Here is a 26,132-nt window from a genome sequence, read left to right on the forward strand (position 1 = left end):
CAAACATGATAGTTCCTTTTTGCTCCAGGGCGGGGATGCCACCCTGGTGCTTGCTATGTGTTTACACTTCAAACCTGGAGATTTCTTCGATTGTTTCGAAGATTGTTTTGATAATGGCTGCTTCTTTGGGCATGTCAGGAAAGAGATTGTTTAGTGACATGCACAAAAATCCAAATTAGAAAGGTAATTTCTAACAGCTTGTGCTACTTTATGACGAAACAACAAACTGTTTTTTACCGGGTTTCTTCTTATGTCAAGGTAACGGTATTTCATTCGGATGTCTTCACCACCATCAGTTTCATCTTCAATTGTAAAAGGAGGGGTTAAGGAAGCATTTAGAATGGTCATTTCGGAAACCAAAATCTCAATTTCTCCGGTTGGGATATTTTTGTTTTTAGCTTCACGCTCAATAACGGTTCCTTTAACTTGAACTACATATTCTCTACCTAGCGTTTTAGCCAATTCGAAAACACTTTTTTCTGAACGACTTTCGTCAAATAATAATTGCGTAATTCCATAACGGTCGCGTAAATCAACCCAATTCATGAATCCTTTATCTCTTGATTTTTGAACCCATCCGGCAAGCGTAACTTGGGTATTTACATGACTAGCGTTTAATTCGCCACAATTATGACTTCTATACATTTGGATTTTTTTTTTAAAAAATAAGTTTACGACTTTAGGTCTGCGATGCAAAAGTAAAAAACTTCCAACGAAATAAACACTAAATTTTTCTTAATCATGAAATAGCATTCATAAATTTGGTTACTTTTGAATTTATTAATTATCAAAATATAAATTATGAAAAAAATAGTATTAATTCTTTGTGCATTTGTAATGACTTCTATAGGATTTGCTCAAGACAAATTGAATTTTCAGGCAGATATTGCCAACAGAAATGGAGATGTTTTATTTGTAAAAAACAATAAAACGATAGTAAAAGAAATTAAATCAGATGAAAAAGGACATTTTAGCGCTTCATTTGAAATTAAAAGCGGCATATACCAGCTTTATGATGGAACAGAATATACCGAAGTATATTTGAAAAACGGCTATGATTTACATTTAACAATGGATGCTAAAAATTTTGACGAATCAATAACTTACTCAGGAAAAGGAGCTGAAGAGAACAATTATTTAGCAAAAAAAGTAATAAATAACAGTAATTTTAATTATGATGAATTATTGAGTTCAACTCCTGAAGAATTCAATAAAAAAATCACAGATAAGCAAAATTCAGATTTAGCAAGATTAGAAAGTGGAAACTTTGACATTGATTTCATGGCGCTTCAAAAGAAGGGAATGGACCAAGAGTTGCTTCAAATGCAAATGGAATTTAAAAGCAAACAAGCGTTATTAAAATTAAATAACAATCCGTCACCTTCATTTAATTATGTTTCTATTTCTGGAGAAAAAGTAAAATTAGAAGACCTACGAGGTAAATATGTTTACATAGATGTATGGGCAACATGGTGCGGACCATGTAGAGGAGAAATTCCTTATTTGGCAAGAATAGAGGAAAAATACCATGGTAAAAATATTGAATTCGTAAGTATCTCTGTTGATGAAGATAAAGATTTAGATAAGTGGAAAAAATTTGTAACTGATAAAAAATTAGGAGGTATTCAATTATTTGCAGACAAAAACTGGTATTCAAGTTTTATTACTGCTTACGGAATTAATTCAATTCCTAGATTTATATTAATCAATCCTAAAGGAACTGTTGTTAGTGCCGATGCGCCTAGACCATCAGATCCTAAATTACAAGAAAAATTAGACAGTTTATTGAATTAATTTCAATACTAAATATAAAAAAGGCGTTTCGTATGAAACGCCTTTTTTGTTTACACTCTTTATATTTGTTACATTGAGCTTGTCGAAAGGATCGAAGAAATTAAATTACTCTTCAGCACTTAATCGAGCAAGTCTTCTATCACGCAACCAGTATTTGGTTCTTTTTACTAAATAGAACATTACTGGTACCATAACTAAAGTCAATACCGTTGCATAGGTTAATCCGAAGATGATGGTCCATGCTAAAGGTCCCCAGAACATAACGTTATCTCCACCCATAAACAAGTGCGGATTTAAATCGGTTACCAAAGAGAAGAAGTCAAAGTTCAACCCAATAGCAAGCGGAATTAACCCTAATACTGCGGTTAAAGCCGTTAACAAAACAGGGCGTAAACGTGATTTCCCCGATTCAATGATGACTTCTTTTATTTCTTCTAAAGTTAAATCATCATGGCTTTCAAGATTTTTATCAGCTACTTTTTTGTCTAATAATAACACGAAGAAGTCCATTAATACAATTCCGTTTTTCACTACAATTCCGGCAAGTGAAATGATTCCCATCATGGTCATTAAGATCACAAAATCCATATTTGCAATTACATAACCATAGAAGACCCCACTGAAACTAAGTAATACGGTGAATAAGATTACAATAGTTTTAGAAACCGAATTAAATTGTAAAACGATAATAATGGTAATTCCTGCCAAGGCTAAAAATAGAGCATACATTAAGAAACTTTGGTTTTTTCCTTGTTCTTCTTGCACACCCGAAAACGAATATGTAGTACCTTTTCCTAATTCATATCCTTTTAACTCGGTTTGAATTTGTTTGGTAATCGCATCTCCATTGTAACCAGTTAGTACATTGGAATAAATGGTCATGATTCGTTTTTGATTCTTTCTTTTTATTTGGTTGTAAGTCGCCGTTTTTTCGGTATGTGATACTGCCGAAATAGGTACTTGAACAATTTGACCGTTGTTTTGATTTCTAAAAGTTAACGATTGGTTGAACAAGATGTTTTCGTTTTTACGCTGGTCTTCTTGCATACGCATCGTAATTTTATAATCGTCATCTCCTTCTTTATAGGTAGAAATTTCTTGACCATATAAAGAACGACGCAAATTAAATCCAAGTTGCCCTGTAGAAACGCCAATACTTCCTGCATTTACACGATCTACTTTTACTTCCAACTCCGGACTTTCTTTATTTACATCTATGTTTAATCGTTCAATACCCGGAATGTTTTTAGATTCAATAAAAGCAATCATTTTATTTGCTTCTTTAAGCATTGCATCATAGTCTGCTCCTGTAAGCTGAATACTAATAGGGTAACCTGCTGGAGGTCCGTTGGCGTCTTTTTCAACGGTAACTTTTGCTCCTGCAATTCCTTTAACTTTAGCTCGAATTTCTTCTAAAACATCAGTGGTGTTAACTCCACGGCGTAATTTGAATTCTGAGAAATTCACGGTTACTTTTCCTTTGTATGGTGTTTCAGAAGCCGAACCTGCATCAACATTTGGGTTACCTGCACCTTTACCAACTTGCGAAACAATTGATTCTGCCAAGAAGTTTTTCTTGTCTTTTGAAGTTGGATCAATGTATTTATCAAGGGTAGCAATTACTTGTTTTTCTACAAATAGCGTTGCTTTATTTGTTTTTTTAATGTCGGTTCCCTGTGGATATTCAATATAAGCAATTACCTGTCTTGGTATATTTTCAGGGAAAAACAATACTTTTCTTGGGAAAATTCCTAATAAAATAAAAGAGAAAAATAGCATTCCAATAATAGTTGCTAGTGCGATCCACGACTTTCTTCCAGTTAGGATTTTAGCCAAAAATGTTTTGTATTTTTCTTCCATTCTTGGGAAAAAACTGTGCTGAAAATCTTGTGTCCATTGGTATAATTTCACTTTATACAACCACATTAAACCTAATGAAATTATAGCTAAGTGACCTATGGCACGCATAAATTTGGAATCATTAATATTTCCAAGTAGCACAAAAAGAACTGCTATAATTGTAAAAATAATGGTATATTTTTTAGCCGTTTTTTTAGTAACATTTTTATCTTCAATATCCATAGAACCTCCTGTCATGGCGGCATTCACTACCATCGCTACGAATAACGATGCCGATAAAGTCACGGTTAAGGTTATTGGAAAATACTTCATGAATTTACCCATGGTTCCAGGCCATAAAGCAAACGGTAAAAAGGCCATTAAGGTGGTTGCCGTAGATGAAATTACCGGCCAAGCAATTTCTCCAATTCCAATTTTAGAAGCTTGAACGCGCGTCATTCCTTTTTTCATATTGGCAAAAACATTGTCTACCACTACAATTCCGTCGTCTACCAACATTCCTAATCCCATTACTAAGCCAAAAAGTACCATGGTATTTAAGGTCAAGCCAAATGCCGATAAGATAGTAAAGGCCATAAGCATGGATAACGGAATTGCCGCTCCCACAAACAGCGAATTACGCAATCCCATAGTAAACATCAACACAATCATTACCAGTATAATACCGAAAATAATGTGATTGGAAAGTTCATTTACTTGGTGCTCTACACGTGAAGATTGGTCGTTAGTAAGTTCCATTTTTAAGTTGGAAGGCAAATAAGAAGCTCTCGCTTTTTCTAATTTTTCTTTCACTTGTTCAATGGCAGAAATCATGTTTTGATTGGAACGTTTTTTCACATTCAACATCACCACTTCGGTTCCTTTTTCGCGAGCATAAGTTGTTTTTTCTTTTTCTTTAAAACTAACTTTTGCTATATCTCTTAAGTAAACAGTTCCTCCAAAAGATTTCACTACGATATTTTCAAGCTCTTTCGGATCTTTAATTTCACCCACAATTCGAATGTTGTTTCTTGAACCTTGAGATATTAAATTTCCACCCGAAAGTGTCATGTTTTCGTATTTAACCGCATTCTGAATCTCATCAAAGGAAACTTGAGCAGCGGTCATTTTGAAAATATCAACCGCAATTTCCACCTCTTTGTCATCCACTCCAAGGATGTCTACTTTTTTAACTTCGGGTACTTCTTCAATATCATCTTGAAGCAACTCACCGTATTTTTTAAGTTGTTGGGTAGTATAATTTCCTTGTAAATTGATATTCAAAATCGGCACTTCTTCCGAAATATTCAATTCAAAAACATTCGGTTCTACTTTACTGCCGTTGTCTAGATTGGGCCAATTTGGATCGGCTTTCACCACATCTACTTTGTCTTTAATCTTAGTTTTCGCAGCATCAATAGTTACCTTGTCGGCAAATTCCACGATGATCATTCCATAATCTTGAAACGAACTCGAAGTAATTTTTTCAACTCCCGAAATATTTTTAAATTCTTTTTCAAGAGGTTTGATTACCAATTTCTCTACATCTTCCGCAGAGTTTCCTGGGAAAACCGAAGAAATGTATACTTTATTTTCAATAATCTCTGGAAAGTCTTCTCTTGGCATTGTTACATAGGCAATAGTTCCTGTGATAACAATTAATAAAGTAAGGATGTAAACTGTAACACGATTGTCTACAGCCCAACTCGATATGCTAAATTCTTTATTTTTATGACTCATAATTTTTTGATTAGAAGTTTAACTTCATTCCTTCCGAAATGGTGTTTACACCTTCTGTTACTACCACATCTTTAGCAGATAATCCGCTTGTTATTTCAGTTACATTATCTGATGATTTTCCTGTAGTTACAATTACCTTTTTAGCAATTGCGGTTTTACCTTTTATTTCAGTTGCTATAAATACAAACTTATCCCCTTTGCTATCTTCTTGAACCACATTGGTAGGAACTACAATAGATTTTGGGTTCACATAATCGGTAATTTTTAGTTTTGCAACTTGGTTAGGACGCAATAAATTTTCTGGATTTGGAACACTTACTTCAATTCCGAAGCTTCTATTGCTTGGGTTCACAAAACTAGCCACTTGGCGAACTTTTCCTTTGTAGGTTTTACCTAAAGATGTTAAATAAACATCCACTTCAGTCCCCACTTTTAGTTTTCCAATATAACTTTCAGGAACGGTTGTAGATACATACATGTTACTTAAATTCACAATGCGCATTAAACCTTGAGCGCTAGGAGCAACAACTTGTCCTTTTTCTACAAATACTTCATCAATAGTTCCGCTAAATGGTGCTTTGATAATGGTTTTAGCCAATTGGGCTTTAATTTGTGCCACACCTCTTTGTGCAGAAACCATTTGTGTTTGTGCTTGTAAGTATTGAATTTCAGAACCAATTTTTTGATTCCAAAGATTTTTTTGACGCTCAAAAGTAGTTTTTGCCAAAGCATATTGGTTTTCTAAACTTGCAACTTGCTGACTTAAACCGGCATCATCCACACGACCTAAAACTTGACCTTTAGAAACCTTTTGACCCGCTTTTACATTTAAAGCAACTAAAGTTCCTTGAAATTCTGGTTGAACCAAAATATTCTCTTTGGTATTTACATTTCCTTGTACGTCTAAATAGTGTGTGAAAATGGTATCATTAACTTCTTTAACAGAAACTAAAGCCTCTTCTTTTTTTACATCCAAACTACTAAGCGCCTCATCTATTTTTGCTAAATCAGCCTGAATAGCCGCTTTTTTCGCTTGAAGTTCGGCTACGTTTTTAGATTTTACTAAATCATCTATTGAAGCATTATTTTCTTTCTTAGCACAAGAAAAAAGTGCTGCTGCAAGGGTAAAAGTGAATATTAATTTTTTCATTTTATTGGAAGTTAGTTTTTGTTTAATAATTTTTCTAAAGTGGCTCTTTTATTAATTACATCCAACATCGCTTGAAGGTAATTTTGTTGTGCAGAATACAATTGTTCTTGCGCTTTGGTTAAATCAAAACTTGATGAAAGTCCTTCTTTAAATTTGATTTGATTTTTATTTTCAATACGCTCAGCAAGCGCCAAATTACTTTTGGAAGTGCCTAATTTTTCAACACTATATTCGTAATCGCTTTTTGCTTTTTCAAACTGAAGTTTTAATTTTTGTTCGGTTTCTGTAAGTTGTGTTTTAGATTCTTCTACTGCAATCTTTGCTTGTTGAGCTCTTGAAGTTCTTCCAAAACTGCTAAAAATAGGTACGTTTAATCCCACCCCAATATTGGAATAATTATTCCATTTTTGACTCTCATGCAACATGGTGAATTGATTTCCAAATGTGTTCGATCCAAAATTAACAGACGCTCCAAGTGAAGGTAATGCTTTGCTTTTTTCTAGCTTTAAAAGTAATTCTTTACTTCTTAACATGTTTTTACCAATTAGGTAATCGATGTTGTTTGTTACATTAAATTCTTCTTTTAAAACAGATAAATCTACATTGTTTTGAGTAAGTACCGCTAGTTTGTCGGTAAGCACTAATTCATTAGATAAATCAATTCCTAAAATAAGTTTTAACATATCAGTTGCAATGGTTTTTTGACGTTTTACATTTTCAAGTGAGCTTGTAATTTGTGACAAAGTAATTTGCAATTGCTCCACATTTTCTTCTTCAATCAATCCATTTTTAAATATTTGCTTGGTATCAAAAAGCGTTTTTTCTAAAATAGTTTTGTTTTTTTCTAATATCTGAATACTCTCATCTGCCAATAATACATTCCCGTAAGAATTTACAATAATTTCTCTCAATTCTTGCGTTGTTTTTACTTTGGCATTTTGTGAAATTTCCAAATAGGTTTTTGCAGATTGCAATCCAACTAAATACGATCCGTCAAATAGCAATTGACTTAAAGAAACTTTGGTGTCCATTGTGTTGTATTGTCCCATAACGAGTTCTACAGGAGTTCCTCCAAAATCAATTACTGATCGTTGTAATCGCAACGCATTTTGATATGAAACAGAACCATTAATTTGAGGTAACCCCATAGTGGTTGTTTCCCATTTTTTTTGTTTTGCAGCTTCAATATCTCTATTGGCATTTTTGGCCGAATAGTTATTTTGAATGGCATGTTCAATAGCTTCTTTAAGAGTAAATGAATACGACTCCTTATTGGTTTGAGCCGTTACCACACTTACAAATAACAAAAGAGAAACTAATACAAGATTGTTTTTCATGAATTTAGTAGTTATTAATATTAGATAATTGTTTTTCAAGTTCTAAGATTCCTTTTGGAGTTGCAAGTGCTCTAGTATGATATTCGAGTGCTTGCATTTCTAGTTTCAAGGATTCACTTTCTAATTGGGTCGTTTCTTTAATAGAGAAAATTATTGTGTAATAAAATCTTACAAAAGAAGGGATGTCAATATTTTCTCTGTACAAACCTTGGGCAATTCCTTTAGTTATGTTTTGGGAGAATAAGATGTTGCAGTCTTCCAGTTCGGCGGCAATTAGTTTTTGATAAATTTCTGGATAGTGTTTTTTTAATTGATATACGGGCGATGCTTCATACGTTTGAAAAGTATCTTTCATCAATTTTACTATTTCAAAATTTTCTTCAATGGCATTAAAGTTTTTCGAAATTATGGCATCAATTTGATGGTGAATATTTTGATGCACCACTTCAGTTCCTTCTTCAATAAGACTTTCTTTGTTGCTAAAGTATTTGTAAATAGTTTTTTTAGAAATACACATTTCGCAAGCAATATCATCCATAGTCACACTCTTGAAACCAAGTTTCAAGAACATATCTGTAGCTTTTTTGATGATTTTGTCTTTCATTGTAGAAAATTTCGGTTGCAAATATACATTGGAAACTTTTAAAACTAAAATAGTTTCCAATGTATTTACAAAAATTTAACATTAGAAAAGTTTCTCGTTTTAGGTTTCAAGTTTTTTGACTTTCTTTGTACAACTTGAAACGATAATTTTAAACTCAGTATTAATGCATTCTATTTCTCATTACCAAGAATTAATTTCTAGTTATTTTTCAAATTTACATTTGACAAAAGAACCTAAAAATTTATACGAACCTATAGAGTATATCTTGTCTCTTGGCGGAAAACGAATGCGTCCAATACTAACATTAATGGCTACTGAAGTTTTTGATGTAGATTGTAAAAAAGCATTGGCAGCTGCTACAGCAGTAGAAGTTTTTCATAATTTCTCCTTGGTCCATGATGATATTATGGATGATGCTCCTTTGCGAAGAGGGAATGTAACCGTTCATGAAAAATGGGACATTAATACCGGAATTTTATCTGGAGATGCAATGCTCATTTTGGCTTACCAACATTTTGAAGAATACGAACCAAAAATATTTAGAGCCCTTGCCACTTTGTTTAGTAAAACGGCTTTAGAAGTTTGTGAAGGACAACAATACGATGTTGATTTTGAAACTCGAGATGACGTTACCATCCCCGAGTACCTTAAAATGATAGAATATAAAACGGCAGTATTAGTGGCTGCAGCCATGAAAATGGGTGCCATCGTTGCTGAAACTTCTGATGAAAATGCCAATTTGATTTACGATTTCGGATTGAATTTAGGAATTGCATTCCAATTACAAGACGATTATTTGGATGCCTTTGGAGATCCAAAAACTTTTGGGAAACAAGTTGGAGGTGATATTATTGAAAACAAAAAGACCTATTTGTATTTGAAAGCCATCGCTTTTTCTGATGCCAATCAAAAAAATCAATTAATGCAATTGTTCTCAATTCATCTTTCTGATAATGAAAGTAAAATTGCTACTGTGAAAGAGCTATTTAATGTTACTGGAGCAACCGAAGCTACTAAGCAAGCTATTCAAGAATATACTTTAAATGCATTTGACACTTTAGATAAAATGGTAATTTCTGAAGAAAAGAAATCGATGTTGCGCACGTTTGGAGAAAATCTAATGAGCAGAAATGTCTAGTTTTATTGCGCCAATTTCTACCGATAATTTACTTTCGGAAGCCGAAAAAGAAGCCCTTTATTCTAAATTAATTGAACAGTTAAATAAGGACTTTAATTTTGCCAACGAACCAATTGATTTACCAATTACGATCCTTCCTGAAGATTTAAAGTCAGTACTACATGAAAAAATTTATCGTTTAATTCAGTATAAATTTACAGAATATTTGAGTTTGCTTTATATAGTAGACGTGCCCGAAAACGAAGTAAAAAAACTAGATGGATCAGATATAATGGAACTTTCCCAACAGGTTGCCTTCTTAGTATTAAAACGGGAATGGATGAAAGTTTGGTTTAGAAATAAATATTAATAAAAAAAGGTTGTCAATTTTGACAACCTTTTTTTATTTCAATGTTAGATTAGTATTTGTAAGCTACTCCAACCATTCTAGCTTGAGAACTTCCTAAACCTTTATTAAGACGGTTACCTACATCATAATCTTTATCTTCAGTAACTAAAACTACAACTCCTCCAATATTGAAGCAATCTTCTTTTAATCTTTCTTCCGATTTTTTATCAGCATTAGCACCAGTTCTGTAGCTAATAAATGCAGTTTTTCCTTTAACTTCACCAATTCTTGTTAAACCTTCAACATCCTCAGGATTTTTAGTTAAAATTACATTTTTAAAACCATCTTTACCTTCAATATTGATTCTTTCAGTAATAACTTGTTTTCTTCCAGAAGCAAATTTTATTGTGTTAATTGCAATCTTTGATATTTTTTGAGATAAATCTTCTCCTTTATATACAAATGTAATTGCAGCTCCATCAATACTTAATACTTTACCTTCAATAGAAGAGCCATTGTGCATCGTTAAAATGTCTTGTGCTTTACCCGTAATTGCAAGTAATAAAAAGCAAGACAATAAAATAATTTTCTTCATTTTTTTATAATTAAATTAAACTTTTTTATATAATTCACGGCAATAATACAAAATAATTTCCAAGTAATAATTTAAACTTATCTTTTTTACAATTTATTAAAAATAGACTCTAATAAAAGGCATCATTGCATCGGCATAAACGTTTTTATCTTTATTAAATAATAAATTATAGCGCATGCCCATAGTGACATTTTCCATTCGGTAACCACCGCCTACGAAAAGTCCGGTATTCCAAAAATTATCTTTTACAATTCCGGTTGTTGGATTTCTAAAGGTATTATTAACTCGAACTTGTTCCAGCTCAATAGAAAGTTGTACTTCTTCTACAGGATTGATTAATACAATGGTGTTTACTCCATAAATTGCCGAACTATAATAGTCTTTTTGAGAAACAATACTTCCTTGTAATCCGGCTCCAAGCGCTAAATATTGATTCAGATTGTAAATAGCATTTGGTGCAAGGGTAACATCTGTAAAACCCGTTCCTATATTAAGTCCAAATCCGCCACCAAATTGCACTTGTTTCCAAAAATTACTTTTTTGTTTTACTGCCAAATCGGTCTGACCATATATTTTTGAAAAAATCCCAAATACAAGAACTAATAAAAACGTTTTTATCACTATTTTCACAGAAATACTCCTCATAATTAGTATATATTTATTTAGCGATATAAATGTATCAAAAACATAGAAAGATTGTTATAAATATTTTACTTTTGCATAAATTTTTTCAATAAATACGATTACTTATATAAAGATTATGGATAGGTTTTCTTTCTTAAACGCAGCACATACCGAGTTTTTCGCACAATTATACGAGCAATATATTGACAATCCAGATAGCGTAGAGCCAAGTTGGAGAGCATTTTTTCAAGGTTTTGATTTTGGAATGGAAACCTACAATGAAGAAAATGCTGGTATTCAAATTGCCAATTATGCCGAAAACGGAGTAGTTTCTGAAAAACTTCAAAAAGAATTTAATGTTTTAAAACTTATTGAAGGATACCGCACTCGAGGGCACTTATTTACGCAAACCAATCCGGTAAGAGACAGAAGAACCTATGAGCCAACCTTAGATTTGGTTAATTTTAATCTGTCTGATGCCGATTTAGATACGGTTTTTGATGCAGCAAAATTATTAGGAAAACAACCTTCAACTTTAAAAGATATATTAACCCATCTTAAAAACGTGTATTGCCAACATATTGGTATCGAATACATGTACATGAGAAAGCCTGAAGTGATTCAGTGGGTTCAAAATAGATTAAACATAAATGATAATCTTCCAAATTTTGATGCAAATCAGAAAAAACACATTCTTGATAAATTAAACGAAGCGGTTTCTTTTGAAAACTTTTTGCATACTAAATATGTAGGTCAAAAACGATTCTCATTAGAAGGTGGTGAAAGTATCATTCCGGCTTTAGATGCATTAATTGAAGCTGCTGCCGAAAAAGGAGTGGAGCATTTTGTGATGGGAATGGCACACCGCGGGAGATTAAATGTATTGGCTAATATCTTTGGTAAAAACACCCAAGATATTTTCTCAGAATTTGACGGAAAAGATTACGATAAAGAATATTTTGACGGAGACGTAAAGTATCACTTAGGTTTAACATCTGAAAGGACTACCGATTCAGGTAAAAAGATCAACCTCAATTTAGCACCAAATCCTTCGCATTTAGAAACTGTTGGTGCCGTAATTGAAGGTATTACAAGAGCAAAACAAGACCACCATTTTCCGAATGATTTTTCTAAAGTATTGCCTATCGCAGTGCATGGAGATGCCGCTGTAGCAGGTCAAGGTATAGTTTATGAAATTGTGCAAATGGCACAATTAGACGGTTACAAAACCGGTGGAACCATTCATATTGTAATCAACAACCAAGTTGGATTTACAACCAATTACCAAGATGCTCGTTCGTCTACTTATTGTACGGATATTGCAAAAGTAACTTTATCGCCGGTACTTCACGTGAATGCAGACGATGCTGAAGCAGTGGTTCATGCGATGTTATTTGCATTGGATTTCCGTATGGAATTTGGCCGTGATGTGTTTATTGATTTATTAGGTTACAGAAAATACGGACATAACGAAGGGGATGAACCTCGTTTCACTCAGCCTGTTTTATACAAAATCATTGCCCGTCATAAAAATCCAAGAGATATTTATGCCGAAAAATTAATTACAGACGGAATTGTAGATGCGGCCTATTTAACTAAAATAGAGAATGAATACAAAGACCGTTTGGATGAAAATCTACAAGAATCTCGTAAGAAAAGCTTAACGATCATCAAACCATTTATGCAAGATGAGTGGAAGGGATTTGAACAAGTTTCAGATGATGTAATGCTTCAAAAAGTAGATACCAAATTCACTAAAAAGCAATTAGATGAAATCTTAGAAGTAGTTTCTAGTTTGCCTTCTGATAAGAAATTCATCAACAAAATTTCTAAAATCGTAACCGACAGAAAAACCATGTACGATAACAATGCTATCGATTGGGGTACTGCCGAAACATTAGCTTACGGATCATTGTTGTATGAAGGATATGATGTTCGAGTTTCTGGACAAGACGTAGAAAGAGGAACATTCTCACATCGTCATGCGGTTGTAAAAGTTGAAGACAGCGAAGAAGAAGTAATTCTTTTAAATAATTTAAAAAACAGCAAAGGAAGATTCCAAATTTACAATTCCCTATTATCAGAGTACGGAGTTTTAGGATTTGATTATGGTTACGCCTTAGCATCGCCAAAAACATTAACCATTTGGGAAGCACAATTTGGAGATTTCTCTAACGGATGCCAAATCATGTTAGACCAATACATTTCTTGTGGTGAAGACAAATGGAACAACCAAAACGGGATCGTTCTTTTATTACCACACGGATATGAAGGACAAGGAGCAGAGCACTCTTCGGCTAGAATGGAGCGTTATTTACAACTTTGTGCACGCCACAACATGTACGTAGCCGACTGTACCACACCAGCCAATTTCTTCCACTTGTTGCGTAGACAAATGAAAACCAATTTCCGTAAACCGTTAGTTGTGTTTTCACCAAAAAGTTTGTTGCGTCACCCGCTTTGTGTATCCACACAAGAGGAATTATACAACGGACAATTTCAAGAAACAATTGACGATACTAAAGTAGACAAGAAAAAAGTAAAAACAGTAGTTTTCTGTACAGGAAAATTCTATTACGATATTCTTGCAGAAAGAGGAAATTTAGAAAGAAATGATGTAGCTTTGGTTCGAATTGAGCAATTATTCCCATTGCCAGTAGAGCAATTGAAGGCAATTATTGCTAGTTATCCAAATGCCGATGATTTTGTTTGGGCACAAGAAGAGCCTAAAAACATGGGGGCTTACAGCTATATGTTGATGAATTTCGATTTAGTAAAATGGAGATTGGCATCGCTTAAAGCTTACGCAGCACCTGCAGCCGGAAGTAGCACTCGCGATAGAAGACGCCACGCCGATGCAATAAGAATGGTTTTTGATAAGAATTTATTTAGATAATTAAATTAGGAGCTATTTCCCGCTTTCCGTTTCAATCTTTTCAAAGAAAAGGATTTTCACTGCAATCGGGGCTAGAATTAAAAACACACAACAAGAATAATTTATAATTCATCATTTAAAATAATATACAATGATTTTAGAAATGAAAGTCCCATCACCGGGAGAATCAATTAAAGAAGTTGAAATTGCTACTTGGTTAGTAAAAGATGGCGATTATGTAGAAAAAGACCAAGCTATTGCTGAGGTAGATTCAGATAAAGCAACCCTTGAATTGCCAGCAGAAGCTAGCGGAATTATAACGCTTAAAGCAGAAGAAGGGGATGCAGTTGCTGTAGGTGCTGTAGTTTGTCATATTGATACCGCTGCAGCGAAACCATCTGGTGCTGCACCAGTTGCCGAAGCAAAACCAGCAGCTTTTGAAGCTCCAAAAGCAGAAGCTCCAAAAGCAGCTCCAGTAGCAGAAAAAACCTATGCTACTCAAGCGCCATCTCCGGCAGCTAGAAAAATACTAGACGAAAAAAACATACAACCTTCTGACATTGTTGGAACAGGAAAAGGGGGTAGAATCACCAAAGAAGATGCTGTAAACGCAACTGCTTCTATGGGAACTCCTACAGGTGGAAGCCGCGGATCTGAAAAAACCAAACTTTCTATGTTGCGTCGTAAAGTAGCTGAGCGATTGGTTGCTGCTAAAAACGAAACCGCCATGTTAACTACATTCAATGAAGTAAACATGACACCAATTAATATGATTCGTAACAAGTATAAAGATGCCTTCAAAGCAAAACACGGCGGATTAGGATTAGGCTATATGTCATTTTTTACAAAAGCGGTTACAAGAGCTTTGGCTTTATTCCCAGATGTGAACTCAATGATTGACGGAGATTATAAAACATCTTACGATTTCTGTGACATTTCAATTGCAGTATCTGGACCAAAAGGATTAATGGTTCCAGTTGTTCGTAATGCAGAATTATTGACTTTTAGAGGTGTTGAAGCTGAAATTAAAAGATTGGCAATTAAATCTCGTGATGGTCAAATCACTGTTGATGATATGACTGGTGGAACATTCACTATTACTAATGGTGGTGTTTTTGGAAGTATGTTATCGACTCCAATTATCAACCCTCCACAATCTGGAATTTTAGGAATGCACAATATTATTGAGCGTCCAATTGCAGTAAATGGTAAAGTAGAAATTCACCCAATGATGTATGTAGCACTTTCTTATGACCACCGAATTATTGATGGCCGTGAGTCAGTTGGATTCTTGGTTGCAGTGAAAGAAGCTTTAGAAAATCCATTGGAATTATTGATGAATGGCGATGCTAAAAAAGCTTTAGAATTGTAAATTTATCTTTAAATAAATAGTATTATTAATCCCGTTCAATAAACTGAACGGGATTTTTTTGTTTATTTGTGTTTCCAACAAATTTAATTATGGCATCAAATAAAAAGACAGCAGCAATTGGTTTTATTTTTATTACCATGTTGATTGATATTACGGGTTGGGGAATAATCATTCCGGTTATTCCAAAATTAATTAAAGAATTAATTCATGGAGACATCAGTGAAGCAGCCAAATACGGTGGTTGGCTCACTTTTGCTTATGCGATAACTCAATTTATGTTTGCTCCTTTAATTGGAAACCTGAGCGATAAATTTGGGCGAAGACCCATAATATTAATTTCTCTTTTTGCCTTCTCTATGGATTATTTGCTTTTGGCATTTGCACCTACCATAACATGGCTTTTTATAGGAAGAATCATTGCGGGACTAACTGGCGCTAGTATAACTACTGCGTCTGCTTATATTGCCGATGTAAGTACCCCCGAAAACAGAGCCAAAAACTTCGGAATGATTGGCGCGGCATTTGGTTTGGGTTTTATTATTGGTCCGGTTATAGGAGGATTGTTAGGGCAATATGGATCAAGAGTTCCGTTTTATGCAGCGGCTATTTTATGTTTGTTGAACTTCCTGTATGGCTATTTTATTTTACCCGAATCATTAGCTAAAGAAAACAGAAGAAACTTCAATCTAAAACGAGCCAATCCGGTTGGAGCTTTTATGAATTTAAGAAAGCGACCTTCACTTTACGGCTTGTTGATTTCTCTATTTTTGGTTTATGTGGCCTCTCATGCCATTCAAGGAAATTGGAGTTATTTTACGATGTATCAGTTTCATTGGGATGAAAAAATGGTAGGAATCTCACTCGGAGTTATTGGATTATTGGTTGGATTGGTTCAAGGGGTATTGATTCGGTGGATTAATCCAAAACTGGGTAATGAGAAAAGTATTTATTTAGGATTGCTTTTATATACCCTCGGACTTTCTTTATTTGCTATAGCGACACAGAGTTGGATGGTATTTATGTTTTTAATTCCGTATTGCCTTGGCGGAATTGCTGGACCTGCCATACAATCGGTAATTTCAAATAAAGTAGATCCTTCTGAGCAAGGTGAAATTCAAGGAACTTTGTCTAGTTTGATGAGTGCTTCTACTATAATTGGCCCTCCATTAATGTCGAGTATATTTTATTATTTTACTCATGATGAAGCGCCATTTAAATTTGCCGGAGCTCCATTTGTTTTGGCTGCATTTTTAATGATTTGCAGTACCTTAATTGCTTATTTTTCATTCCGAAGAAATAGATAATTTGTTGTCCCTTTTCGGAAATAAAGTTTGTAATTTTGCCACATGATTTTAACAGATACCCATACCCATTTATATTCTTCCCAATTTCATGAAGACCGAAACGAAATGATGCAACGTGCAATTGATGCCGGAGTCACTCGGCTTTTTGTGCCTTCTATCGATTCGAGTTATACGCAACGAATGTATGATTTGGAAAGTCAGTTTCCTGAAAATGTATTTTTAATGATGGGTTTGCATCCTACTTATGTTAAAGAAAATTATCTTGAAGAATTGGCATTTGTTGAAGCCGAATTGGAAAGAAGAAAATTCTTTGCTGTTGGAGAAATAGGAATGGATTTGTATTGGGATAAATCGTTTTTGAAAGAACAGCAGCATGCTTTTCAGCATCAAATTCAGTTGGCAAAAAAATACCAATTAGGAATTAATATTCATTGTCGAGATGCTTTTGATGAAACATTCGAAGTGTTAGAAAGTGAAAAGGCAACCGATTTATATGGAATTTTCCATTGTTTTACAGGCGATTTTGAACAAGCGCAACGCGCCATTTCATTGGGTATGAAACTCGGAATAGGAGGGGTAGCTACTTTTAAAAATGGAAAGATTGATCAGTTTTTACATGAGATCGATTTACAGCATATTGTACTAGAAACCGATGCACCTTATTTGGCACCTGCACCGCATCGCGGAAAGAGAAATGAAAGCAGTTACACTCTTTTGGTTGCCCAAAAATTAGCAGAAATATATAAAGTTACTGTAGAAGAAATAGCGCAAATCACCACCGAAAATTCCAAAGCCGTTTTTGGGATTTAATATAGAAAGTAAGAAAAAGTCCTTTTTTTTTTGTTCATTTGTTCCTAAGAAAATAATCTAGAATTAGAGAGATGCAGAAATTTGATGCAATTCGCCCGTTTTATGATGCCGAAGTAAACAACGCTATCAAAGGCCTTGTGAACCATCCTATGATGAAGGCAATCATGAATTTTACATTTCCCGATGTAGAAGATGAGGTATGGAAGAATCAATTACTAAAAACGCATTCCATTCGTGATTTTCAATGTAATTTTATTTGCCATTCTATTCGAAAAGTACTTGAAAGCACCTCGGATGGTTTAACTACATCTGGATTTGAAAAACTAGAAAAACACACGCCGTATTTATTTATTTCCAATCATAGAGACATCATTTTAGACACTTCGTTACTTAACGTTTCTTTATTAGAACACGAGCTAGTGATGACTGCATCGGCAATTGGTGATAATTTGGTTAAGAAAGATTTTCTATTAAATCTTTCTAAACTGAATCGCAATTTTTTGGTTCAACGTGGTTTGCCACCTAGAGAATTATTACAAAGTTCTAAGTTAATGTCGGAATATATTGGGAAATTAATTCTAACAGAAAACCGTTCGGTTTGGATTGCACAACGTGAAGGAAGAACTAAAGACGGGAACGATGCCACACATCAAGGAGTATTAAAGATGCTTGGAATGGGATCTAACGAGGAAAATTTGATGGACTACTTTAAGAAACTTCAAATAGTGCCAGTTTCTATTTCTTATGAATATGATCCTACCGATGCTTTGAAAATGCCACAATTAATGGCAGAAGCCAAAGCAGAAAAATACGTAAAGGAAAAAAATGAAGATTTCATTACACTATTAAGCGGAATAATTGGTCAGAAGAAACGCATTCACATTCATGTGGGCTCAATTCTAAATAGTGAGTTGGATGTTATTGCTAAAGAAAACGACAACGCCAATAAGCAAGTACAAGCGGTGGCTCATGCAATAGATGATTCTATTTTACAATCGTATAAATTATGGCCTACTAATTATATAGCTTACGATATATTATATAAAACCGATCGTTTCAAAGACCACTATACCGAGAGCGAAAAATCATTGTTTGAAAGACGATTGGAAATGAAAATTGATGCTTCTAACGGCATGATGATGGAGGGCTTCTTAAACATGTATGCCAATCCTGTAGTGAACAAGATTAAATACGATAATGCAATCTAAGCCCAACATATTATTGCTTTATACCGGTGGAACCATCGGTATGGAAAAAGACCTTTCAACAGGAGCTTTAAAGGCTTTTGATTTCAATAAATTACTTCAAAATATTCCCGAGCTCAAGCAATTGGATTGTACTATTGCGACTATTTCATTTGAAAAGCCAATTGATTCCTCGAATATGAATCCAGATAAATGGGTTCAGATTGTTTCAATTATTGAAGAAAATTACGACCAATTTGATGGATTTGTAGTTTTACACGGATCGGATACCATGTCTTACTCGGCATCAGCAGTGAGCTTCATGCTTGAGAATTTGGCGAAGCCTATAATATTTACAGGATCTCAATTGCCAATTGGAGATTTAAGAACCGATGCAAAAGAAAATCTAATTACTGCAATTCAAATAGCGTCCTTACAAAATGCGGGACATCCTACAATTCAAGAGGTATGTTTGTATTTTGAATATAAATTATATCGAGGCAACCGAACGACCAAGATAAATGCAGAACATTTTAATGCCTTTTCTTCACCAAATTATCCTGCTTTAGCCGAATCGGGAGTACATTTAAATGTAAATTCTAGCACCCTTTTTCCAACTTCAAATAAAAAATTGATAGTACACAAGCAGCTTGAAGATCAAGTAGTTATTTTAAAGATATTTCCCGGAATTAGCCAATCGGTACTGGATGCAATATTAGCGATACCAAATCTTAAAGGTTTAATTCTTGAAACCTATGGTTCTGGAAATGCACCTTCCGAAGATTGGTTTATTGCTTCGTTGCAAAAAGCAATTTCTGGCGGCTTACACATTATTAATGTTACCCAATGTTCAGGCGGAAGTGTAAGCATGGGGCAATATGAAACCAGTACCCAATTGAAGCAAATAGGGGTGATTTCTGGAAAAGACATCACTACCGAAGCTGCAATTACTAAGTTGATGTATTTGCTTGGCCAAAGCATTATACCTATAAATTTCAAAGCAATATTTGAGACCTCATTACGAGGAGAAATGGCATAAACTAAGTTTTGATTATTGCAAAATTTTGCTGTTCTTTGTAACATAATTTTTAGAGGGGTGTCCGAGTGGTTGAAGGAGCAAGCCTGGAAAGTTTGTATATGGGTAACTGTATCGTGGGTTCGAATCCCATCTCCTCTGCTAATTTCTTCTTAACGTTTCTATCTATGCGTTTTCTTTATCCCATATTATTTCTCTTTCTTTTTTTTGGTGCTTTCGCCCAAGAAAAAACCGATATAGTAAAACCGGTAGATTCTTTGTATCGAGAAGATCAATTTTATGTAAATATTACATACAATCAGTTGCAAAATTTTAAAGGATTAAGTCAAACTAAATTCTCACCAGGGTTTTGTTTCGGAGTGCTTCGTGACATGCCCATAAATAAAAGCAGAACTTTTGCAATTGCTACTGGATTAGGGTATTCTTTAAATATTTATGATAATAATTTAAAGGTTTCCAATGGAGTGAATTCGTCTTCAAATAATTATTCCTTTTTAGCTACAGCCAACTACAATAAAAACCAGTTTATCTTGCAATATCTTGATTTGCCAATTGAAATAAGATGGCGTACCTCGACTCCGAGTGACCATCAATTTTGGAGAATTTACACTGGTTTCAAAGTAAGTTATTTAATTTCTGATCGCTATAGTTTTGAAAATGGAGATGAAAATAATTTCATTCAATCCAATCCAGATTTCAATAAAATAGTATACGGAACTTATCTTACTGTTGGTTGGAATACTTGGAATTTATATGCCTATTATGGTTTAAATCCAGTTTTTAAATCGGGAGAAATGAATTCCGAAAAAATAAACACAACGAGTTTTAATATTGGGCTGCAATTTTATATTCTATAGCCAAAATCCCCACAAAATTATTTGCGGAAGCATCCCTACGGCATAGCCAATAGCGAGTTCTTTTAGGCTGTGCGCTTTCATTGCTAATCTTGAGCTTGCAACGATTCCGGTTATGAAAAAAAGAAATGCAATCGTATTACTGTTGTGTAATTCATAATGCACATTTAATCCCAAAATAAAATAACACAAGGCGCTTATTGCAATAAGGTGGATGCTTGCTTTTATTTTGGCATATAATAAACCATAAGCTAATATAGAGCTGATGATTGCCCCAAGAAAAAAGAAGAATAATTCGGGATACCGCTCCAAAGTTATACTCTTACTAATCAATACAAGTAGTAAAACAATTTGCATGAGCAAGGGTGTTTTTCTTTGAGAAATATCCGAAAGCATTATCGAATCTGCTTTTCCAAAAATGTGCAGAAAGTAAACAAAAGCGAGTGGTAAAAAGATAGTTAGGATTACTACTTGAAGCAGTAATAATAAATAGAACTCTTTTGCATAATAATTATCGGTATAATTAACATAAAAAAGAGTCCCTATGATTGAACAAAAAATAGGGTGAAATAAGTAGGAAAAAAGGGGCAGAATTTTTTTCAAAAATGATACTTTATTAGCAAATATAGTAAAATAAATGCGGTTTAGGGGAGGATATTACAACAACTAACATAAAGTATGTGCTGCTATGATTGGCTTCCTCAAGCATAATCAAAATTTAACGCAAAAGAAACTCCATAAAAGTTTCCTTTTTTGACGGATACTTTTACCTTTGTAAGTTAGAATGTAAAAAGAATACAATGAATAAATCTAGTAAGCGTAGAGAAGCACTTTTATATCATGCCAAACCTACACCAGGTAAAATTCAAGTCGTTCCTACCAAAAAATATGCAACACAACGTGATTTGTCTTTGGCGTATTCACCAGGTGTAGCAGAACCTTGTTTGGAAATTGCAAAAGATGTAAATAACGTTTATAAATATACTTCCAAAGGAAATTTAGTTGCTGTTATCTCTAATGGTACCGCTGTTTTAGGTCTTGGAGATATTGGTCCGGATGCTTCTAAACCTGTAATGGAAGGTAAAGCATTGCTTTTTAAAATATTTGCTGATATTGATGTTTTTGACATTGAAGTCGATACCAAAAACATCGAAGAATTTATTGCAACAGTTAAAAATATTGCTCCAACATTTGGAGGAATAAATTTAGAAGATATCAAAGCGCCCGAGTCATTTGAGATTGAAAGACGCTTGGTAGAGGAATTAAATATTCCGGTGATGCACGATGATCAGCATGGTACCGCAATTATTTCTTCTGCAGCTTTAATCAATGCATTAGAATTAGCACAAAAAGATATTAGTAAAGTAAAATTGGTGGTTTCTGGTGCTGGATCTGCCGCATTGGCTTGCGCTAATTTATATGTTTTACTTGGGGTTAAAGAGGAAAATATCTTGATGTTTGATGTAAACGGAGTCTTGTCTAAAGATCGAACCGATTTATCGGATCTTCAAAAAAAATACAGTCACGGAACTAAAGGAACAACATTGCAAGAAGCACTTGTAGGTGCTGATGTATTCTTAGGGTTATCTGTTGGTAACATTCTAACTCAAGAAATGTTGTTGGGAATGGCAAAAAATCCAATTGTTTTTGCAATGGCCAATCCAACTCCCGAAATTGATTATGATCTAGCAATTGCCACGAGAAAAGATATCATTATGGCAACCGGAAGGTCTGATCATCCTAATCAAGTAAACAATGTATTGGGATTCCCTTATATCTTCCGTGGAGCACTTGATGTGAGAGCAACCAAAATAAACGAAGCCATGAAAATGGCGGCTGTTAGAGCTTTGGCCGATTTAGCAAAAGAGCACGTTCCGGAGCAAGTTAATATTGCCTATGGTGAAACCAAATTAAATTTTGGTACCGATTATATTATTCCAAAACCATTTGACCCAAGGTTAATTACCATGGTGGCACCTGCAGTAGCAAAAGCTGCAATGGATAGTGGTGTGGCTTTGAATCCGATTACCGATTGGGAAAAATACCAAGATGAGTTAATGGAGCGAATGGGCTCTGATAATAAAATGGTTCGATTGTTAACCAATCGTGCAAAGACCGATCCGAAGCGAATTGTATTTGCGGAAGCAGATCAATTGGATGTATTAAAGGCGGCTCAAATTGTATATGAAGAAGGAATTGGTCACCCAATTTTATTAGGAAGAAAAGAAGATATTTTAGAGCTTAAAGAGGAAATAGGATTTGATGCCGATGTTCCAATTTATGATCCAAAAACTAGTGAAGAGGATAAACGAAGATTGCGTTATGCTGATATTTTTTGGAAAGAAAGAAACCGTAGAGGCGTTTCTTTATTAGATGCTCAAAAATGGATGCGAGAGCGAAATTATTTTGCTGCCATGATGGTTAATCAAGGCGATGCAGACGCTATGGTTTCTGGATATTCTAGAAGTTACCCTTCAGTGGTAAAACCTTTAATGCAATTAATTGGAAAAGCGCCTGGAATTTCCTTGATAGCAACTACCAATATGATGATGACCAATAGAGGTCCAATGTTTTTATCGGATACTGCAATCAATCCAAATCCAACGGCAGATGACTTAGCAAAAATTGCGTTAATGACTGAAAAAACAGTTCGAATGTTTGGTATGGAACCCGTAATTGCAATGGTTTCCTTTTCAAATTTTGGGTCTTCAACAGTTGCTAGTGCAAGTAAAGTAAGAGAAGCAGTAGCCTACTTACATCAAAATCATCCGAATTTAATTGTTGATGGAGAAATACAAGCTGATTTTGCTTTAAATCCAGACATGCTAAAAGGAAAGTTTCCTTTTTCAAAATTGGCAGGAAAAAAAGTAAATACTTTAATTTTTCCAAACTTAGAATCGGCTAACATTACCTACAAATTATTAAAAGAATTATACAAAGTAGATTCTGTAGGTCCAATTATGTTGGGTATGGACAAACCGGTGCACATCTTTCAATTGGGTGCTAGTGTAGAGGAAATGGTAAACATGTCGGCGGTAGCAGTTGTGGATGCACAAGAAAAACAGAAAAAGAAAAAATAGGTAAGTTTGAATCCATAAATGACTTATTTGTTTTTTGTTATATTTGAAATTAGATTTTAATAAAAATGATAGCACAAATTCAGGGAAAATTAGTTGAAAAAACGCCAACAGAGGTTGTAATTGATTGCAACGGAGTAGGGTACCATATTAATATTTCTTTGCATACGTTTACATTACTTCCTAAAACTGATTTTATAAAATTGTATACTCATTTAATCATCAAAGAAGATTCTCATTCTTTGTATGGTTTTGTAGAAAAGTCGGAAAAAGAAATCTTTAAAATGCTTTTAACCGTTTCCGGAATTGGTGCAGGTATAGCAAGAACGATGCTGTCTTCATTAGAGCCAAAACAAATAATTCAAGCGCTTGCAAGTGGAGATGTTACAACCATTCAATCAATTAAAGGTATTGGAGGTAAAACAGCGCAAAGAGCCATCTTGGATTTGAAGGATAAAGTGTTAAAAATTTACGATTTAGATGAAGTTTCTATGTTTCAAAACAATACAAATAGAGATGAAGCGTTATCTGCCTTGGAGGTTTTAGGTTTTGTTAGAAAAACTTCTGAAAAAGTAGTAGATAAAGTGATTAGTCAAAATCCAGACGCAACTGTAGAATTGATTATTAAGCAAGCATTAAAAAATTTATAATTTTTGAAAACAAATCAACCTAAATATACTTATCAAGCTTTTAAATTTGTAGTGTTTATTGCGCTGCTATTTGTAAGTCAATCGATAGTTTCTCAAGTAAGGCCAAACGATACAACATATAATAAAGGCCAAATGGTATTGGGAAATCCCAAAAGCATTGTGGAAGCTTATACCTATGATCCTGCAACAGATCGATATATTTTGAATAAATCATTTGCGGGGATTGATATTAATTATCCAATCATATTAACTCCTAAAGAATATGAAAAATTGATTCTTAAAGAATCAATGCATGATTATTTTAAGCAAAAAGCAGATGCGATTTCTGGGCAAAAAGCAAATAGTATTGCTGAAAAAAAGAATTTGCTACCTAAATATTATGTGAATTCTAGTTTTTTTGAAGCTATTTTTGGAAGCAATACCATTGATGTTAAGCCTACAGGATCGGTAGAAATTGATTTAGGATTTAGACATACTAAACAAGATAATCCTTCTTTTTCTCCTAGAAATAGATCTACAACTACATTCGATTTCAATCAAAGAATTAGTATGAGTTTGATGGGAAAAGTAGGAACAAGATTGAGTGTAAATGCTAATTATGACACCCAATCTACTTTTGCATTTCAAAACTTAATCAAACTTTCTTTTGATCCTTCAGCTTCGGGTGGGGAAGATTCAATCATTAAAAAAATTGAAGTTGGTAATGTGAGTATGCCATTAAACAGTTCACTTATTCGCGGTGCACAAAGTTTATTTGGTGTTAAAGCACAGTTGCAATTTGGCGGAACTTCTGTAAACGCGGTATTTGCAGAACAAAAATCACAAACAAAATCAGTTACTGCTCAAGGTGGAGGAACAGTTCAAAATTTTGAATTATTTGCTCAAGAATATGATGCAGACCGTCACTATTTCTTATCTCAATATTTTAAAAATCGATACGATAAAGCACTCTTAAATTATCCGTTAATTGATAGCCGTGTTCAAATTACTCGTATTGAAGTTTGGATTACAAATAAGCAAAATCGAGTAAGTACTACCAATAATAACTTAAGAAACATTGTTGCGCTTCAAGATTTAGGTGAGGCACGATTAACAGATACTTATTCTTCATCTGCTCTTACTGATAATCAAGTTGTAGCAATTGATGCCGCGGACATTCATCCATTTCAGTCTAATGATTTCTTTTTAAAACCAATAGACACTCCACCTAATAATGGTAACAACCGTTACGATCCTAATTTAATAATTCCTTCAAGTCCACCAAACCCTAACTATCCTGGTTTATTAAATCCGAATATTAGAGAAATTGTTACAACCAATCAAGGATTTAACAATTCGGTTCAAGTAAATGAAGGTACCGATTATTCTAAATTAGAAAACGCTAGAAAATTATTGCCAAATGAATTTACGTACCATCCTCAATTAGGATATATTTCATTACAGCAAAGATTAGCTAATGATGAGGTGCTTGCTGTAGCCTACCAATATACCATTGGTGATGAAGTATATCAAGTAGGAGAATTTGGTACCGATGGTGTAGAAGCAACTCAAGTTAGTGCTTCGGGCGTTCCATCTTCACAATCGTTGGTTTTGAAATTGCTTAAAAGTAGTTTGACCAATGTTCAAAAACCAATTTGGGGATTGATGATGAAAAATATTTATCAAATTCCGAGTGGATTTCAATTGCAAAAAGAAGATTTTAAATTCAATATTTTTTATACCGATCCTTCAGCAATAAACTACATCAAACCGGCAACGGCTTTAGCAACCTTACCTACGGATGTTGCCGAAACACCTTTGATTAAAGTATTCCATGCAGAT

The 26,132-nt window shown here is 34.1% G+C and carries 20 protein-coding genes, 1 tRNA gene and 1 pseudogene; 14 read left to right on the forward strand and 8 right to left on the reverse strand.

The window, feature by feature from the left end; genetic code table 11:
* Positions 1-162: 162 nt before the first annotated feature.
* A pseudogene (locus ACKOWY_RS05060) lies at positions 163-645 on the reverse strand (OB-fold nucleic acid binding domain-containing protein); the annotation flags it as partial.
* A 156-nt stretch (positions 646-801) separates the two neighbouring features.
* Here ACKOWY_RS05060 and ACKOWY_RS05065 point away from each other — a divergent pair.
* Positions 802-1,794: a TlpA family protein disulfide reductase gene (locus ACKOWY_RS05065; protein WP_408940357.1), complete on the forward strand. Its 993-nt coding sequence runs from the start codon at positions 802-804 to the stop codon at positions 1,792-1,794.
* A 105-nt stretch (positions 1,795-1,899) separates the two neighbouring features.
* Here ACKOWY_RS05065 and ACKOWY_RS05070 read toward each other — a convergent pair whose 3' ends face one another.
* Genes ACKOWY_RS05070 through ACKOWY_RS05085 form a run of 4 tightly spaced genes read right to left on the reverse strand, consistent with a single transcriptional unit; the run spans position 1,900 to position 8,464 of the window.
* Positions 1,900-5,373: an efflux RND transporter permease subunit gene (locus ACKOWY_RS05070; RefSeq protein ID WP_408940358.1), complete on the reverse strand. Its 3,474-nt coding sequence runs from the start codon at positions 5,371-5,373 to the stop codon at positions 1,900-1,902.
* Positions 5,374-5,383: 10 nt separating this feature from the next.
* On the reverse strand, positions 5,384-6,523 hold the full coding sequence (locus tag ACKOWY_RS05075) for an efflux RND transporter periplasmic adaptor subunit (RefSeq protein ID WP_408940359.1): 1,140 nt from the start codon (positions 6,521-6,523) through the stop codon (positions 5,384-5,386).
* An 11-nt stretch (positions 6,524-6,534) separates the two neighbouring features.
* Positions 6,535-7,860 carry a TolC family protein gene (locus ACKOWY_RS05080; protein WP_408940360.1) on the reverse strand — a complete coding sequence of 442 codons (1,326 nt, stop codon included), beginning with the start codon at positions 7,858-7,860 and terminating at the stop codon, positions 6,535-6,537.
* A gap of 4 nt (positions 7,861-7,864) precedes the next feature.
* A complete protein-coding gene (locus ACKOWY_RS05085) occupies positions 7,865-8,464 on the reverse strand; it encodes a TetR/AcrR family transcriptional regulator (RefSeq protein ID WP_408940361.1) in 600 nt (199 codons plus the stop codon).
* A 163-nt stretch (positions 8,465-8,627) separates the two neighbouring features.
* Between ACKOWY_RS05085 and ACKOWY_RS05090 the strand changes: the two genes are divergently transcribed.
* Together ACKOWY_RS05090 and ACKOWY_RS05095 are read left to right on the forward strand one after the other, a co-directional pair.
* Positions 8,628-9,602: a polyprenyl synthetase family protein gene (locus tag ACKOWY_RS05090; protein WP_408940362.1), complete on the forward strand. Its 975-nt coding sequence runs from the start codon at positions 8,628-8,630 to the stop codon at positions 9,600-9,602.
* Complete coding sequence (locus ACKOWY_RS05095; protein ID WP_408940363.1) at positions 9,595-9,951, forward strand: hypothetical protein; 357 nt, start codon at positions 9,595-9,597, stop codon at positions 9,949-9,951. Before ACKOWY_RS05090 ends, ACKOWY_RS05095 begins: the two co-directional genes overlap by 8 nt.
* 49 nt (positions 9,952-10,000) lie before the next feature.
* Here the strand turns inward: ACKOWY_RS05095 and ACKOWY_RS05100 are convergent, their stop codons facing one another.
* Complete coding sequence (locus tag ACKOWY_RS05100; RefSeq protein ID WP_408940364.1) at positions 10,001-10,525, reverse strand: hypothetical protein; 525 nt, start codon at positions 10,523-10,525, stop codon at positions 10,001-10,003.
* Positions 10,526-10,621: 96 nt separating this feature from the next.
* Entirely contained in the window at positions 10,622-11,170 is a 549-nt protein-coding gene (locus ACKOWY_RS05105) for a hypothetical protein (protein ID WP_408940365.1), read from the reverse strand.
* A gap of 115 nt (positions 11,171-11,285) precedes the next feature.
* On the opposite strand from ACKOWY_RS05105, the gene ACKOWY_RS05110 reads away from it, so the two are divergent.
* The 8 genes from ACKOWY_RS05110 to ACKOWY_RS05145 all read left to right on the forward strand — a co-directional run bounded on the left by ACKOWY_RS05110 (position 11,286) and on the right by ACKOWY_RS05145 (position 20,587).
* Positions 11,286-14,045 carry a 2-oxoglutarate dehydrogenase E1 component gene (locus ACKOWY_RS05110; RefSeq protein WP_408940366.1) on the forward strand — a complete coding sequence of 920 codons (2,760 nt, stop codon included), beginning with the start codon at positions 11,286-11,288 and terminating at the stop codon, positions 14,043-14,045.
* A gap of 130 nt (positions 14,046-14,175) precedes the next feature.
* A complete protein-coding gene (odhB, locus tag ACKOWY_RS05115) occupies positions 14,176-15,396 on the forward strand; it encodes a 2-oxoglutarate dehydrogenase complex dihydrolipoyllysine-residue succinyltransferase (RefSeq protein ID WP_408940367.1) in 1,221 nt (406 codons plus the stop codon).
* Between the two features lie 89 nt (positions 15,397-15,485).
* Positions 15,486-16,700: a TCR/Tet family MFS transporter gene (locus tag ACKOWY_RS05120; RefSeq protein WP_408940368.1), complete on the forward strand. Its 1,215-nt coding sequence runs from the start codon at positions 15,486-15,488 to the stop codon at positions 16,698-16,700.
* A gap of 42 nt (positions 16,701-16,742) precedes the next feature.
* Positions 16,743-17,510, forward strand: coding sequence for a TatD family hydrolase (locus ACKOWY_RS05125; protein ID WP_408940369.1), 768 nt, complete (start codon positions 16,743-16,745; stop codon positions 17,508-17,510).
* Between the two features lie 71 nt (positions 17,511-17,581).
* Positions 17,582-18,718 (forward strand): 1-acyl-sn-glycerol-3-phosphate acyltransferase, encoded by a 1,137-nt coding sequence (locus ACKOWY_RS05130; RefSeq protein ID WP_408940370.1) that lies wholly within the window; start codon positions 17,582-17,584, stop codon positions 18,716-18,718.
* Complete coding sequence (locus ACKOWY_RS05135; protein ID WP_408940371.1) at positions 18,708-19,733, forward strand: asparaginase; 1,026 nt, start codon at positions 18,708-18,710, stop codon at positions 19,731-19,733. Before ACKOWY_RS05130 ends, ACKOWY_RS05135 begins: the two co-directional genes overlap by 11 nt.
* 51 nt (positions 19,734-19,784) lie before the next feature.
* Positions 19,785-19,871, forward strand: a tRNA-Ser gene (locus ACKOWY_RS05140).
* Entirely contained in the window at positions 19,832-20,587 is a 756-nt protein-coding gene (locus ACKOWY_RS05145; protein ID WP_408940372.1) for a porin family protein, read from the forward strand. Before ACKOWY_RS05140 ends, ACKOWY_RS05145 begins: the two co-directional genes overlap by 40 nt.
* Here ACKOWY_RS05145 and ACKOWY_RS05150 read toward each other — a convergent pair.
* Complete coding sequence (locus ACKOWY_RS05150) at positions 20,582-20,941, reverse strand: hypothetical protein (protein ID WP_408940373.1); 360 nt, start codon at positions 20,939-20,941, stop codon at positions 20,582-20,584. The two genes, ACKOWY_RS05145 and ACKOWY_RS05150, sit on opposite strands and share 6 nt — an antisense overlap.
* 443 nt (positions 20,942-21,384) lie before the next feature.
* Between ACKOWY_RS05150 and ACKOWY_RS05155 the strand changes: the two genes are divergently transcribed.
* The 3 genes from ACKOWY_RS05155 to sprA form a co-directional block, all read left to right on the forward strand.
* Positions 21,385-23,664 carry an NADP-dependent malic enzyme gene (locus ACKOWY_RS05155; RefSeq protein ID WP_408940374.1) on the forward strand — a complete coding sequence of 760 codons (2,280 nt, stop codon included), beginning with the start codon at positions 21,385-21,387 and terminating at the stop codon, positions 23,662-23,664.
* 65 nt (positions 23,665-23,729) lie between these two features.
* The gene (ruvA, locus tag ACKOWY_RS05160; RefSeq protein ID WP_408940375.1) at positions 23,730-24,311 is read left to right on the forward strand and encodes a Holliday junction branch migration protein RuvA; all 582 of its coding nucleotides are present in this window, start codon (positions 23,730-23,732) and stop codon (positions 24,309-24,311) included.
* Positions 24,312-24,314: 3 nt separating this feature from the next.
* Positions 24,315-26,132: cell surface protein SprA (sprA, locus tag ACKOWY_RS05165; RefSeq protein WP_408940376.1), on the forward strand; the 1,818-nt coding region annotated here is incomplete at its 3' end.

This window comes from Flavobacterium sp. (assembly GCF_046073885.1).
Taxonomy (GTDB): Bacteria; Bacteroidota; Bacteroidia; order Flavobacteriales; family Flavobacteriaceae; genus Flavobacterium.